Source organism: Sphingobacterium sp. JB170, from assembly GCF_900163865.1.
In the GTDB taxonomy this organism is placed as follows: Bacteria; Bacteroidota; Bacteroidia; order Sphingobacteriales; family Sphingobacteriaceae; genus Sphingobacterium.
Genome location: NZ_FUKU01000026.1, coordinates 171,355 through 187,033 on the forward strand (window position 1 = coordinate 171,355; position 15,679 = coordinate 187,033).

At 42.0% G+C, this 15,679-nt stretch carries 10 protein-coding genes; 8 read left to right on the forward strand and 2 right to left on the reverse strand.

The annotated features are described in order from the left end of the window. The first annotated feature begins 5 nt into the window (after positions 1-5). The gene (locus tag FM107_RS06275; RefSeq protein ID WP_086947661.1) at positions 6-1,391 is read left to right on the forward strand and encodes a LutB/LldF family L-lactate oxidation iron-sulfur protein; all 1,386 of its coding nucleotides are present in this window, start codon (positions 6-8) and stop codon (positions 1,389-1,391) included. Positions 1,392-1,415: 24 nt separating this feature from the next. Here the strand turns inward: FM107_RS06275 and priA are convergent, their stop codons facing one another. Together priA and FM107_RS06285 are read right to left on the reverse strand one after the other, a co-directional pair. After that, on the reverse strand, positions 1,416-3,977 hold the full coding sequence (priA, locus tag FM107_RS06280) for a primosomal protein N' (RefSeq protein WP_306298637.1): 2,562 nt from the start codon (positions 3,975-3,977) through the stop codon (positions 1,416-1,418). A gap of 359 nt (positions 3,978-4,336) precedes the next feature. Then, positions 4,337-4,726, reverse strand: coding sequence for a DUF423 domain-containing protein (locus FM107_RS06285; RefSeq protein ID WP_086947662.1), 390 nt, complete (start codon positions 4,724-4,726; stop codon positions 4,337-4,339). Between the two features lie 316 nt (positions 4,727-5,042). Between FM107_RS06285 and FM107_RS06290 the strand changes: the two genes are divergently transcribed. The 7 genes from FM107_RS06290 (at position 5,043) to FM107_RS06320 (ending at position 15,634) form a co-directional block, all read left to right on the forward strand. Then, positions 5,043-7,664 carry a PQQ-binding-like beta-propeller repeat protein gene (locus FM107_RS06290; protein WP_086947663.1) on the forward strand — a complete coding sequence of 874 codons (2,622 nt, stop codon included), beginning with the start codon at positions 5,043-5,045 and terminating at the stop codon, positions 7,662-7,664. Positions 7,665-7,825: 161 nt separating this feature from the next. After that, positions 7,826-8,836: a bifunctional oligoribonuclease/PAP phosphatase NrnA gene (locus tag FM107_RS06295; RefSeq protein WP_086947664.1), complete on the forward strand. Its 1,011-nt coding sequence runs from the start codon at positions 7,826-7,828 to the stop codon at positions 8,834-8,836. A 21-nt stretch (positions 8,837-8,857) separates the two neighbouring features. Next, positions 8,858-9,826, forward strand: coding sequence for an FKBP-type peptidyl-prolyl cis-trans isomerase (locus FM107_RS06300; protein ID WP_086947665.1), 969 nt, complete (start codon positions 8,858-8,860; stop codon positions 9,824-9,826). Between the two features lie 118 nt (positions 9,827-9,944). Then, positions 9,945-10,727: a TatD family hydrolase gene (locus FM107_RS06305; protein ID WP_086947666.1), complete on the forward strand. Its 783-nt coding sequence runs from the start codon at positions 9,945-9,947 to the stop codon at positions 10,725-10,727. Positions 10,728-10,734: 7 nt separating this feature from the next. Beyond that, a complete protein-coding gene (locus tag FM107_RS06310) occupies positions 10,735-11,757 on the forward strand; it encodes an asparaginase (RefSeq protein ID WP_086947667.1) in 1,023 nt (340 codons plus the stop codon). A gap of 499 nt (positions 11,758-12,256) precedes the next feature. Beyond that, a complete protein-coding gene (locus FM107_RS06315) occupies positions 12,257-12,523 on the forward strand; it encodes a hypothetical protein (RefSeq protein WP_143559445.1) in 267 nt (88 codons plus the stop codon). 570 nt (positions 12,524-13,093) lie between these two features. Continuing rightward, entirely contained in the window at positions 13,094-15,634 is a 2,541-nt protein-coding gene (locus FM107_RS06320) for a TonB-dependent receptor (protein ID WP_086947669.1), read from the forward strand. The last annotated feature ends 45 nt before the right edge of the window (positions 15,635-15,679 follow it).

The following is a 15,679-nucleotide window of genomic DNA, read 5'->3' on the forward strand; positions in this document are numbered from 1 at the left end:
CCCACATGGCGCAAAATATCGCAGAAAAATTTCTTACCGACAGTGCTGTCAAGTCATTTGATCAAGCGCACCGGGACATTATTAATGTCAATATCGACAAATACAATGTGGCGTTTGAGGGCGGTAAAAGTAAATTTTTAGATCTCGATAATTCCAAAAAAAAGGCTAACCTGATTAAATGGAAAGTCATGGAAAATCTCGACCGATATTTACTAGACTTTGAGAGCAACTTCACGCGGCGCGGCGGGAATGTAATATGGGCCAACGATGCCGAAGAGGCGCAGCGTGAAATAGCACGCATTATAGATCTTCATCAAGCGAAATCTGTCATCAAATCCAAGTCGATGGTTACTGAGGAGATTGAACTTAACAGTTTCTTGGAAGAAAATGGTATCCAGACCGTTGAGAGTGACCTTGGAGAGTTCATTATCCAGCTTTTAGGACAGAAGCCCTACCATTTTGTAACTCCAGCAATGCACTTGAGTTTGGAAGAAATTGCCAAAGTGTTCCACGAGAAATTTGACACCCCTCTGGATGCAACCGCCGAACAGCTCACGATGACCGCTCGAGAACTACTTCGCGAAAAGTACAAAACGGCAGACATCGGTATTTCCGGAGCCAACTTCTTAGTTTCCGAAACGGGAAGTATCGCAATTACAGAAAACGAAGGTAACGCACGCTTAACTACAACATTTCCAAAAATTCACATCGCGGTGGCGGGAATAGAAAAAATAATTCCAAACATGCAGGATTTGGATTTATTTTGGCCCCTGCTCGCCACACACGGCACAGGACAAAACCTAACCGTTTATAACACGATACTTAGCGGTCCACGACAAACTAACGAATCGGACGGTCCAGAAGAAATGTATGTCATTCTTTTGGATAATGGGCGCACGAACCTGCTTGCGCAAAAGGAGCAGCGCCAGGGATTATACTGCATTCGATGTGGATCGTGTTTAAATGTCTGTCCCGTATACCAGAACATTGGCGGACACACGTATGGAACGACCTACCAAGGCCCTATCGGGTCGTTAATATCGCCCCACCTACAGGGCATGAAAGAATTTAATCACCTCAGTCACGCCTCTTCGCTGTGTGGAAAATGTACGGAGGTTTGTCCAGTAGGCATCGACATACAAACCATGCTTCTGCTTAATCGAAAAGATGCTGTTGATCAAAACCTAGTTTCGACAGCAGAGAAGCAAACGTGGAAAGGCTTCACCTACGCTATCCAGCGCCGAAAACTGATTGATATGTTCGGTGGAAAATTCAAAAATTTCTTCATAAGACTGTTCTTTAAAAAGAACTGGGGCACCAAAAGAGAACTACCACCAATCGCTAAAAAATCGTTCTCTAAACAGTGGAAAGAGCAGGAGAAACTCAAATAGAATCGATCCGGAACGATCCCCAGATTAATATGGATCAACATCGATGGACAGCCTTATCCCTTTATTTGTTTTATCAATTTCAAACTGTTGAATAGAAACACGTATCAAGTCTTTCACTTTTACGATGCTCACGTTATTACGCTCGATTTTTAAAGTAATTGTTTGAATAAAATAATTCCGTACACGAGATACTAATGGAGGCTCTGGTCCGAGTACACGTTCACCCAACTGTCCTCGCAAAGCACTAGCAAGCTTGGTCGCCCCATGATAGGCTAACTGCATATCCGTATGCCGAATCTCGATACGAATTAATCGATAGAATGGTGGGTAAAAATAATTTTTACGTTCTTTGATTTCAGTCATGAACATCCCTTCATAATCGTGCGCGATGACCTGTTCTATAACGCGGTGATTAGGTGTATAGGTCTGTATGACAACGTGACCTTGTTTTCGTCGGCGTCCGGCGCGCCCAGCGACCTGCGAGAAAAGCGAAAAGGCTCGTTCGTAAGCCCGGAAATCAGGGAAATTGATCATCGAATCGGCATTTATAATACCGATTAAATTAACGCGCCCAAAATCAAGCCCTTTTGCCACCATCTGTGTACCGATAAGAATATCAAATTCATGCTCATCAAATGCGGTGATTACTTTATCAAAACCATATTTCCCCTTTGTGGAATCTAGATCGAGTCGACCTGTACGCACATTTGGCAAAAGCAGTTCTAGCTCCTCCTCAACACGCTCGGTACCGAAGCCTTTACTCTCAATATGAGACATGCCACATGCCGGGCAGACCTGAATCGGTGGTTCATTATGCCCGCAGTAATGGCAATGCATGTGGTTACTAGTCTTGTGGTAGGTGAGACTGACATCACAATTCACGCATTTGGCCACCCACCCGCAACTGTTACACTGCACGAATGGAGTATGACCGCGTCGATTCTGAAACAAGATCACTTGTTCCTTTTCTTGTAATGCATCATTGATTCCGTTCAAAAGTACACCGCTGAAATAAGAAAACATTTGTTCTTTACGTCCTTCCTCGGTAATGTTTACGACGGAAATTTCTGGCAGTTGCGCCTCGCCGAATCGCTCCTTGAGTTCCACCAATCCATATTTGCCTGCTTTGGCGTTATAATAGCTTTCCACCGATGGTGTTGCTGAGCCCAAAATTACTTTGGCTTTATGTGATTGAGCCAAGAATATCGCCGTATCTCTAGCATGATACCGCGGGGCCGGTTCATACTGTTTGTAAGACACCTCGTGCTCCTCGTCGATAACAATTAAGCCCAAATCCTTAAAAGGCAAAAACACCGAAGAACGTGCTCCGACAATCACTTTCAGGTCTCCTTTTAACACCTTATGCCAAACTTCGGCGCGCTCATTGTCGTTAAACTTGGAATGATAGACACCTAATTTATCGCCAAAATGAACGCGTAATCGTTCAGTAATTTGAGCGGTTAAGGCAATCTCAGGCAAGAGATACAATGCATTTTTACCCTCTAGGAGCGCCTTTTCTATTAAACGGATGTAAATTTGCGTTTTCCCTGATGCTGTTACCCCATGAAGAAGTACGACGTCTTTTTGTTCAAAGCAATCAATAATTTCCGTGTACGCGCGCGCTTGATTTTTGTTAAAATTAAATTCCGCACTAAAATCGATATCTTCTCCCTCGAACCGGGAAACAATTTTTTCATTAACAATAAATACACCTTTCTCGATCAACGAAGCAATTACACCCGAACTAACGGCAGTAGCCTCCATTACTTCGGCTTTAGTAACCTCGGCTTTAGCTTTGCGAAGCTGCATAAATCCAATAACGGCGTCCTGTTGTTTATGCGCTCGATTAAGCGAATCCAGTAACAGTCGCTTGCTCTGCTCGCTCTGAAATTCGGATGCAAACTCCAAAAAACTCTTACGCTTTGGTTTATAACGATCCTTAATCTCCTCAGCTATTAAAATATGGCCTTTCTCAAATAAAGATTTAAGTAATGGAAAAACTGTCTTCTGCCCTAAAAGCTTGACAATATCATTAACGGTCAACTCTTTAGCAACATCTAAAGCGTCCATCACCAAATATGCCTTATCCGACAACGAACTGCGATCTAAGTCTATATTGCTCGATGCGATAATCTTGGTTTCACTGGCCATTTTTAGCGCTGAAGGTAAAGCTGCCTGCATTACCTCCCCCAGGTAACACATGTAATAACTCGACATCCACTCCCAGGTTTCAAGGTGTTGTTGTTTCACGATGGGCTCATCGTCAATAATATTGAGAATATATTTCGCTTCGTACTTCAATGGCGCTTCTCCTGAAACGCGATAGACGATTGCCGAGTATATCTTATTACGACCAAACTGTACAATAACCCGTTTCCCCACCTCGATTTGGTCATTCCATTCCGCGGGTACTCGATACGTATACGTCTTGGCTATGAAAAGCGGTAAAATTACCTCTACAAATAAGGTTTGTCGATCTTGCTGAAACAATGACTCTTCATACATAAAAACAAAAAATGAAATGCCCATCCATCGCAATGCTAATGAAACGGGCTTCCTGCTTCGTAGACGAAAATAAAAATTCATCTCCGCAGGCGTTACTTCCGAGCTATCCGCCCGTAGTTGTTAATCTATGGGACGCAAAATCCCGTTGTTTGACAATCGTATTCAATCACCCCGAAAACCTTGCGTTCGTTTTCGCTGTGTACCAGGTTCTATCCTTTAGTGCTCCTAGCTAAAGGTATATCCGGCGATCCGGCCAGCAACTTTTTGCTAATCCGTTCGTCGTAAATGTACGAAAACCGTTAAACCACGTAATGTTATTAGATTTACGCTTTCAACGGTTGTCCGGGTATAGATCGTTCGCGTCGTAGTGAAAATATGAATAAAAAACAATGCCTTCATTTAGTTACAAACAAAGGTCACTGATAGTGCTTGCGCTCAGTCTAGGATCGGTTACGCACCGCCGCGATAAACAATCCAATCCAGCCTGCGATAAAAAATAAACCGCCGAGTGGTGTAACCGGGCCTAAAAACGTCATACCTTCGAATCCCAATAATTCGCGAACACTAAGCAAATACAGCGATCCAGAAAATAATAAAATACCGATTGTAAACGCGATAAATGACACGCGAATAGAAGCATTCTTTGCCCTGGAAAAGGTCGAGAGAAATAAAAGCGCCAAGGTATGATAAAAGTGATATTGATTCGCAGTTTTCCACGTATCCAAATGATGATCACTAATCTTACTTTCCAGACCATGCGCACCGAAGGCTCCTAATATAACAGCTGTTAACCCAAAAAAGGATGCTATTAGTATAATTCTTTTATTCATAAATAATCCTAATGCAAAATATTAAATAAAGCGTCGCCGTAATCGAATTTTACTGTTCCGAACATAATCCGAACGACACCAAGAAATAGATTTAATGCGTGCCCGCGATTTTAAACCATAAATTTAAAAAAATAATTGTAATAAGCCTTTCAAATTTTTCGAAATAGCCCTTTTTCATGCCTATCGAAAGCATCCCGAAAGCGCCGGAATCATAATTATTTTTAATTATGGCTGTTCTATTCACAGGAAAGATAGCACTAAAAGACTGAAATACTCTTTTATTTTCTATTTTTGAGTAGCGACAGGCTTGTGTACGATGAAAAATACCATAATTACAACAATTTTACTTTTTATCGCCGTTATCGGCGCCACAGTTTACTACTTTGCTAATGTCAATGGTGAGAAGAAAGAAACAATCCGGCCTCTGACTTTTCTACCGGAGGAAACATTTGTAATCGCTACTTTTCGCAATGATGTAACTATCGACAATATTTTCAAAGATTTTGAGATTTTTGAAGCAATGGTCGGAACCTCAGAAATAACTAAATGGAAAGAACTGAAAAGCAACTTAGTTCGTAAGCAACAGCTTCAACCATATCTTAATGGATCAGAAATTTATATTTCACAACACCCAGCGAAGACAGGCATATCGACCTTATTTACGCTTCCGACAACGGAAACAATATCGGCTTCGGAAATTCACACATTAATCCAACAGGTGGCAGAAAGTTATACCATTACCGAAAATGATACACTTGGCGTAAAAATCTATAGCTTAAACAGCGGCGTAAAAGATTCTATTTTCCATATCGCTTATTACAAACAAATATTCTTTGGATCCTATTCGAACGCACTGGTGCAAAATGTAATTGATCCCAATACCCCTAAACTCGCTGAGGAAGCCATCGACTATTTCGTGGAGAACAACAGTCGCAACTCGCCGCTAAGCGTCTATTTCGCGCACGACCAACTGAGCGGGATCGCAAAAACATTTATGCGCAGTAAGCCAGCCAACTTTTTATCACTATTTGAAAAGCTTGGTGGTCATTCAGCATGGAACCTGAGTTTTAAAAACGACGCCCTCATTCTTAGCGGGGAAAGCGAAACATCCCACAAAAAGGACAACTACCTGGAAATATTTAGCGCCCAGAATAAGACAACCCAGCGCCTATTTAATTATTTCCCGGAAAATACATCCTCATTCCTTTCGTTTGCGATCAGCAATCAGCAAAAATTCGATAGTGATCTTAAAAATCTCTTTACCTTGCGTTCGGAATACGCAAAAATGGATGACCAGTTTGCTGCCATTTCAAAAAATAAGAACATGAATTGGGAGAAAGAAATACGTCCGATATTTTCCAATGAGTTTGCCCTAATTGAGCAGAGCAATCGTACGACGCTAGCATTTATAACGCTGGCCGACACGACAAAAAGTAACATTTTAAAGGAAAAACTTTCTACACGTGTTGCCGATTCCATCTATCGATTTGATAATTCGAATATACCCTACATGGTTTTTGGGGACCCGCTAAAATCATTTTCACGTCCCTATTTCATATGCCTGGACAATACACTTATCATCTCGAATCATCTATCCTTACTTCGAACGTATCAAAAAGACATGAAGACTGACCAACGCCTGATCAACACAGTAGGCTTCAAAAACTTTGAGAAAACACAAGGTAACGATGCGAACATTACCTACTTCCTGCGAACGGAAAAATCGGGCAACGTATTATACAGACTATTGAAGCCTTCATTTTACAAAGTATTCCGCGACAAAGTAAACTATGGATACAACGACTTTTATTCTTGGTCGATGCAGATTTCCGGAAATAATGGCGAGTTTACATCTAATATTTATGGGATCTATAAAAGTGAAAATGCATTGGGAGTGACGCCGGAATGGACGTACCAATTTGCGAACAGCCCCATCACTCAGCCATGGGTTTTTGAACATTCGGACACCAGCCAATTTATCTTGATTCAGGAACAAGATCACACACTTCATGGAATTTACCCAAATGGCGCTAAGCTATGGTCAGCTGTCCTACAAGGCCGAATTGTCGGACAAGTTCAACAACTAGAGGACCGCTCGATCGTGTTTGTAACCGACAGAAATCGACTGTACAGAATCAACACGGAAGGTAAAACGCTGCCCGGGTTTTCGACCGAGTTAAGTTACGAACCATCCAATTCACCGACAGTAGCTACAGTCAATGACGAACGCTTGATTTTTATACCGACCAACGACAAGTTCCTGGTGTATGACATGGATGGCGAGCAAAAAAATGAATGGGAGAATAACGCGGTGCACGGCAATATATTATTTGACATCAAAGTATCCGACAACCATGTGTATATGGGTACGGATTCGGGAAATTTTTATCAGTATGATGCGACCGGAGACCTTTTGAAAGAAGAACAAGTCACAGGAACTGGGTTTAGCAATCCGATAGCAACTGGTGAGAACCTCGAGAAACAGTGGGGTGTATTTGCAATAGATACGGCAAGTACCTTATACTTCATTGATTTCAAGAACGAACCTCGAGCAGCAAAAATAGGAAATTGGTCTTCGCGTGCAACCCACTTCTTTACGCCACAATCCGACAACAACAAATTGCAGTTATACTCCATCGATAACAAACAACTCTTTTCCCAAGGGCTGCTGGACACCACCATTACTTATGCCTATAATTTCACACAAAAAATCGAGGACAGACCGCAGTTCTTCCCAAATGAATCGGATAATTATATGTTGGGTATAGCCTCACGGGGCAACGCAATGATATACCTATTCGATCCAAAAGGCAATCTTTATGATGGCTTTCCAATTACGGCATTGTCCGATTTCTATTATGGAAAAATTGATTACAACAGCGGCGTTTATTTGTTGTGTGTGCGTCGCGATAAAAAACTATATGCTTTTAAAAAATAAACACTTATATCACAGTATTATAGAACAGTATAGCGTTCGAGTGCGGGTGTGTAGCGTTTACAATTGCCTTTAGATTATCTTAACATTATTTAAGATACACATCGAACCAAAAATTTCTCGAACTAATAAAATAATAGTAGGTTTGCACTCTTAGAATAATTATGTTACAAGGACAAAATAGTTTACAGTTACTCAACGAACCTAAACAAATCGTTATTACAACCCACCATAAACCGGATGGAGATGCATTAGGATCTTCTCTTGGATTATTTCATTGGTTAAAAGCGAAAGGCCATCACGTGGAGGTCGTATTATCATCCGATTTCCCCACATTTTTAGATTGGATTCCCGGAAGAGATGAGGTACTCATATACCCAAACGATACAGAAAAAGCTGAACAACTGATAAATAGCGCTGAAATAATTTTTTGTCTAGACTATAGCGCATTAAACCGCACAAATATTCTTGAACCGCTACTACGTGAATCCAAAGCGCAGAAATGGATGGTCGATCATCACCTGGATCCGGAGGACTTTGCACAGTTAAGTTATTGGGATTCTAATGCAGCAGCAACGGCACAACTGATTTACACTTTTATTGCCGAACTTAACAATGATCCGGCTGGAATTTCTCCAGAGATTGCGACCTGTTTATATGCAGGAATCATGACTGATACGGGATCCTTCCGGTTCCGTTCTACAACCTCTGCGGTACACAATATTATTGCTAACTTAATTGACGCAGGTGCGCGAAACTGGGAGATCCATGAAAAAATTTATAACAGTGCTACAGAAAATAGATTAAAATTTTTAGGCTATTGCTTGTTGAATTGTCTGGAAGTACTCCCAAACTATAATACCGCATTATTTTCAATCAGTAGAGAAGACCTGCAACAATTCAACGTAACCACTGGCGATACAGAAGGGTTAGTGAATTATGCGTTGTCGATAAAAGGCATTCGATTAGCTGCTTTATTTATCGACAGAACTGAATTAATTAAATTATCTTTGCGATCCATCGGAGATATTCCTTGTAATGAAATATGCAAAAAGCATTTCAATGGAGGTGGACATTTAAACGCTTCAGGGGGGAGCTCCAATGAAAAGTTAAGCCAGGTTGTAAATAGGTTTAAATCTATTTTGCCCGATTATAAAGAAATATTAACAAAATAAATCAGTGAATATATCAGAAAAATGAAGAAATCTATTTTATTCCTTTCAGCTGCGGTTACTGTCTTAGCGACGGCGGCTTGTCAAAACTTCAAAAAAGGTGACGGTGGTCTTGAATATAACATCGCAAAAGATGCGGGTGCGGAAAAAGCAGTTGCCGGCGATCTTTTATCGGTTGATATGATTATAAAATCAGACCGAAACGACTCGTTATTGCAAAGCACGTATGACATTGGCTTGCCACAAGTTGTAAATATTGCAGCAGATACAATCCCCGGTCTATACGCAGGTGATTACAACTCGATGTTTAAACTATTGGGCGAAGGCGATAGCGCCGTTTTCCGTTTAAATCTGGATACAATGGCAGCAAAAACAGGTCAACCGAAACCAGAATTTGCTGATAAATTTGTTACGTTTAGCGTAAAAGTTAGAAAACACTTCAAAAAAGGTGATTTAACGGATTCTGCATTATATGCCCAAATCGACACTTATTTTAAAGGTGAAATCGAAGGATTAAAGTCGTCTGAAGAAAGTAAACTTGCATCTTACATCTCAAAAAACAAATTAGAGCCAACAAAAACTGCTTCTGGTTTACAATACGTGGTGAAAGAAGAAGGAAAGGGTAACAAAGCATCATTAGGTGATACAGTAGTTGTAAACTACACGGGAACGTTGGTAAATGATAAAGTATTTGATACCAACGACTCATTGGTTGCCAAAGAGAATAACACCTTCAACCCTACGCGTCAGTACGAGCCAATTCGCTTCCGTGTTGGGCACGATCCAGTAATACAAGGTTGGACGGAAGCATTCCAACTGTTCAACAAGGGCACCAAAGCAACGTTAGTTGTTCCTTCTGTATTGGGTTATGGCGAACGTGGTGGTGGCACAATTCCTCCGTACGCACCATTAGTATTTAACATTGAGGTTGTAGACATCATTGCTGGACCAGCGGAAACACCTGCTGCAGATAGCACCGCAACCACGAAATAAAAACGTTAAAAATTTCACAATAGAAACGCGAGGTTATTGATAATCTCGCGTTTTTCGTTTTCAATTAGGTCTTCTAGCGCGAAACCCTTAAATTTAGCGGCAACATAACCGCAGAGCAATGTCTATTATCCCTTTTACAATAACAGATACACATACACACATCTACTACAATGTACACACCGAGAAGCTTGATCAACAAATAACTCGGTGCATTGAAAATGGTGTGAGCCGCCTGTTCCTTCCCAATATTGATTCCGAATCCATACAACCGGTAATGGACACAGTAAAAGCATATCCTGAAAATTGTTTCCCCATGCTTGGCCTGCATCCTTGTTCTGTTAAAGATAACTACCTGGATGAACTAAACAAAATCGAACATGCCATCAAAGAACATAATATATACGCGATCGGCGAAATAGGCCTTGACTTATATTGGGATAAAAGTACATTGGAAATACAAAAAGACGCGTTCCGTATCCAGGTCAACTGGGCGAAATCTTTAGGCTTTCCAATCGTCATACATTGTCGCGACGCTTTTGAGGAACTATTCGAACTGTTAGAGGAAATCCACGATGATAAACTATTCGGTATTCTACACTGTTTCACCGGAAACCTAGAGCAAGCCAAGAAGACTATTAAATTAGGATTCGCATTGGGAATCGGCGGCGTGGTAACCTATAAAAAATCTGGTTTAGACGCAGTATTAACCGAAATCGACCTTGAGCATATCGTTTTGGAGACGGATGCGCCATACCTGCCCCCAACCCCATTTCGAGGCAAAGAAAACGAGAGCAGCTATATTATACACGTCGCGCAAAAAGTCGCCGACATATACCAGCGCGATCTTTCGGACATAGCAAATATCACTACGGCGAACGCCAAACGCATTTTCAGAATCTGATATAATCATGCATAACATATTTATAATCTATACCGGCGGTACTATTGGCATGGTTAAGGACGAGCAAACAGGTACTTTTGTTCCATTTGACTTCGAACTTATCGCTCAAAATCTACCCGATTTAGCGCGTTTAAACTATAAAATTACGGTTCACTCCTTTACGCCTATCATTGACTCTTCGAATATGAGACCCTCCATATGGGTCGAAATGGCACAGATTATAAAAGACAACTATAATTACTATGATGGATTCGTAATACTTCATGGCTCGGACACGATGTCTTTTTCGGCGTCTATACTGAGTTTTATGCTCGAAGGGCTGCAAAAACCGGTAATCCTCTCTGGATCGCAATTGCCGATTGGAGAAATACGCACCGACGCACGGGAAAATATGATGACCGCCTTGGAGATTGCATCGGCAAAACGCGATGGCAAATCGATTATACAGGAGGTTTGCATCTTGTTTGATAACAAACTTTTCCGCGGTAATCGTTCGTTCAAATATAATTCCGCAAAATTCGAGGCGTTCCGTTCTCCAAACTACCCTGTGTTAGCCGAAGCAGGAATCCACATCAATTACAATAAAGATGCATTGCTGGATAATACGGAAAAAGATTTCATAATGCATTCTAAACTTGATGACCGCGTCGGTGTACTCAAACTTTTCCCGGGAGTGAACCCGAAGTTTATTGAGTCAATTCTAGGTTCGGATGTTCGAAGCGTGGTGATGGAAACATTCGGCTCAGGTAATACAATGACTGATAACTGGTTTTTAGAACTCTTGGGCGAGGCAGTCAACAAAGGAAAAAATATCCTTGACATTTCGCAGTGCAAAGTCGGTTCAGTAGAATTAGGACGGTACGAAACATCACAAGGGCTCAAATCAATCGGTATTTTGAACGGATATGATCTAACGTTTGAAGCCGCTGTCACGAAACTAATGTACCTCCAAGGAGTTTTCGAGGACCAGGAATCTGTTGCTTATTGGATCGAGAAAGACATACGTGGGGAGTTGACTGTTAACGATTAAACGTCAAATAATATTTCTTTTCTTGTCCTATGATAAGATCGAGAATAAGCAGATATAGCTATCTTGGATCATTCATTTAAATATAGTCATCATGAGAACGATGAAAGTATCTATTTTGACCCAAATAAAATGTATCTGGGTTCTTCGTTGTAGTGCAAAACCATACATACGCGCCACGCATACTACCAAGCGCCTCTCACACCCTTAAATCATGCAGCGGAAAATTGCCACGCTACCTCTTTTCAATAAATAACGACTTATTCCGAAACACAAAACTATTCCAAGTAAAATCCTTTCACGAAAAAATCGATCGACATAGCCAAACAACATACATGCAAGCAAATGTGTATATATACAACAAATAGTTTCACCGAACAAAATCAGGCTTTTACCGAATCATAGCTGATATTGGTCGAATCTACGCTGTAAGGAACAAAAAAACAATGCATATTCGATGTATAAAAAACCCGAAACGTCTATTCAAAAAAACAACTTACTCATGGGAAACTACATACTAATCTTTAAAACGACCATATCAACCACCATCGATCGGGCGAAAATTATAGGGAAATTATATGAAGGTTCCCAAGACATCCAACTTGCCACGGTAGACATCGAGGACGAAGATCGAATTTTGCGGATTGAATCAGTGAATCCCGACATACACGACATTTCTAAAATCATGCTACACGGTGGTCACCACGTGTCGTTCCTAGCTGGCTTTGAAAAAGCAAACTACGGCCCGACCCCTATGCCCGCAATCTAGCCCACTTCGGATCGCCCAACCATCACTGAAATTTTTAACCGACACACTTGTTCGAGCAAAATAACCGTTAGGTTGTGTGCGGACCTATAATTCCTCCAGCCGAATTCACCCCTACTTGTAGACACTTGACTACTAATCAATAAGATACGGCTCGCGTGCAGACGGCCGAATTCAGGTCACCTATCTCCTTACTCTTCCGTGGCTGAAAAGCCCATCCTAGTTGTATAAGTCATCAACCGAATTGATGAATTTTCAAGTGAAAATATTAAAACTATAATTCCTATAGAGTTAGTAGTTTATAAAAAATGTTTATATATTTGTTCGGTTAGCAATTGGCGTTGGCAACTTAATCAAATCGTTCACTAAACAAATATTCAGATGAATTTTCCTTTTCGCGCAAATAACGCGCAGTTTTATTATAATAGCAAAAGCAATATCTATCCCCTAAAAGTCTGTGGTTTGTCACAGCGAATGTGTCGGTAGATTCCTATCCCATGGCTGGTCCCCAAGGAAGCGTATTTTAAACCGATGACCGAATAAACATTGACACCAAAACCTTACGAAAAAATAATGAAGCGACTCATATTCATCGCTATTCTACTATACGGTGGCTTAACGACAGCACAGCGAATCCATGGCACAGTCAATGATGGCAGCGGAGGCGATATACCGTTTGCGACACTTATAGTAAAGCAAACAAACGAACGATTAGCTACGGATAAAAATGGCAAATTCATACTCGAAAAACATATTAATCCACCTTTTCAAATTACGGTCAAATCGGTTGGATATAAACAGGCGATTTTCAACGTACAAGAAATATCACAAGACGGTTTGCAATTACAACTCGTTCCAGATAATTTGCTTTCCGAAGTAGTGGTAACCTCTCGAAGACGAGCCGAGCAGCTCCAAGATGTACCAATTCCGGTTTCGGTAGTGAGTGGTCAAGCCATAGAGGAGGCGGGCGCATTCAATGTAAACCGATTAAAGGAATTAATCCCTTCGGTGCAGCTCTACTCTTCGAACCCTCGTAATACAGGGTTGAGTATACGTGGACTGGGAACGACATTCGGCTTAACCAACGATGGTATTGATCCAGGCGTGGGATTCTATGTCGACGGCGTCTATTTCGCACGACCCGCCGCTACGACGCTCGACTTTATTGACGTGGAACGCATTGAAGTACTACGCGGGCCGCAGGGAACCCTATTTGGTAAGAATACAGTTGCTGGTGCATTCAACGTTGTGACACGGAAACCAGAATTTACCCCAAGCGCACATGCTGAGTTGACCTACGGGAATTATGGATACATACAAGGGAAAGCGTCTATAACGGGACCATTAACGAAAAACCTCGCCGCGCGCATATCGTTCAGCGGAACCCAACGAGACGGCATTTTATTCAACTCCAGAACGCAGCAAAACATAAATGATCAAAACAATCTGGGCTTCCGGGGTCAGTTCTTGTTTCAACCCTCTGACAAGATCGCCCTGCGTCTAGTGGGTGATCTCTCGCGACAGCGACCGAATGGATACGCGCAAGTTTATGCCGGTACAGTCGAAACACAACGGGCGAGCTATCGACAATTCGAATCCATTTTAGTAGACCTTAACTATGAACTCCCCACAAGAAACCCATTCGACCGCGTAATCGATCAGGATACAAAATGGCAAGCCAACCAAGACATGGGGGGGCTATCGGCAAATCTCGACATTCAACTAGGCAAGGGTACAATAACCTCGACGTCTGCTTGGCGATTCTGGAATTGGGACCCTTCAAATGACCGAGATTTCACAGGCCTTCAGGGATTAGCAAAATCACAAGCACCATCGCGACAGGATCAATGGTCCCAGGAAATCAGGTGGGCTGGCCAACTCTCACCAAACCTGCACGCGGTTGCCGGCGTATTTGCTTTTGGCCAAAAGCTAAATGCAGATCCTGCGCATACAGAAGAAGCTGGTGTTGATCAATGGCGCTTTTCGAAAAATTCCGATAGCAAGCTGTGGGAAACACCGGGACTATTGGAAGGATACGGGATCAAAAGTTATCCGAGCTTGAAAACTTTTAGCGGGGCTTTCTTCACGCAAGTTGATTGGGAAGTGCTCCCTGGGTTGAATATCCTTCCAGGGTTCCGCCTAAATTATGATGACAAATCCGTAGCCTTTCGCCGTGAAACATATGGTGGACTTCAAACTGACGACGCAGAGCTGTTGGCATTAAAGAACTCAGTATATAGCGATCAGTCATTTGAATCTTCTACCGATAAAATGGATATCTCCGGACAATTAACAGTAAGCTATAAGCCCACGCCGCGCATTAATACTTTTGCTACCTTTTCTACCGGGTTCAAGCCCGTCGGACTCAATCTTGGGGGACTTCCTAATAGCGAAGGTCAGCCCATGTTAGCACTAGCCGTAATTAAACCCGAAAGAGTTAGACACTACGAGCTGGGTGTAAAAAGTCAGCCATTAAAGGACGTTCTACTGAACCTGACATTGTTTAATACAGATGTTGAGGACTACCAAGCCCAAGTTCAAGCAGCCGACCTGTCTGTCAATAGAGGTTATCTGGCAAATGCAGAAAAAGTCCGGGTACGTGGTGCGGAAATTGACGCACGCGCACTGCTCCACAAGAACGTTTCTGCTTACGGCTCGCTAGCCTACACCGAGGGCAAGTATATCAGCTTTAAAAATGCCCCGGTACCACTCGAAGAAACTGGAAGTCAAAACTTCAAAGACATATCTGGGGGTAGACTACCTGGAATATCGAGATGGGCTACCTCATTTGGTGTTGAATTGACCTCTAATTACGTCAGCTTTATAGGGCAGCGCGGTAAACTTTTTTTAGCCCTTGACGGTTATTTCCGATCCGAGTTTTCCTCGAGTCCTTCTCCTTCTGCCTATTTGAATGTCGCGGGCTATACCCTATTAAATGCGCGTGTCGGCTTTCGCGGTCAGCAGGGGACCTCTTTTTTTATTTGGTCGCGAAACCTGGCGAATATAGATTACTTTGAGCAGTTACTGCCCGGGGCTGGTAGTGCAGGACATTACGCGGCCGTGCTCGGCGACCCTAGAACCCTCGGCGTGACTTTAAAATTCGAAATCCAATAATCAACAGCTTTAATAGACTTTATCAATCAGTCAATAATTAAACAT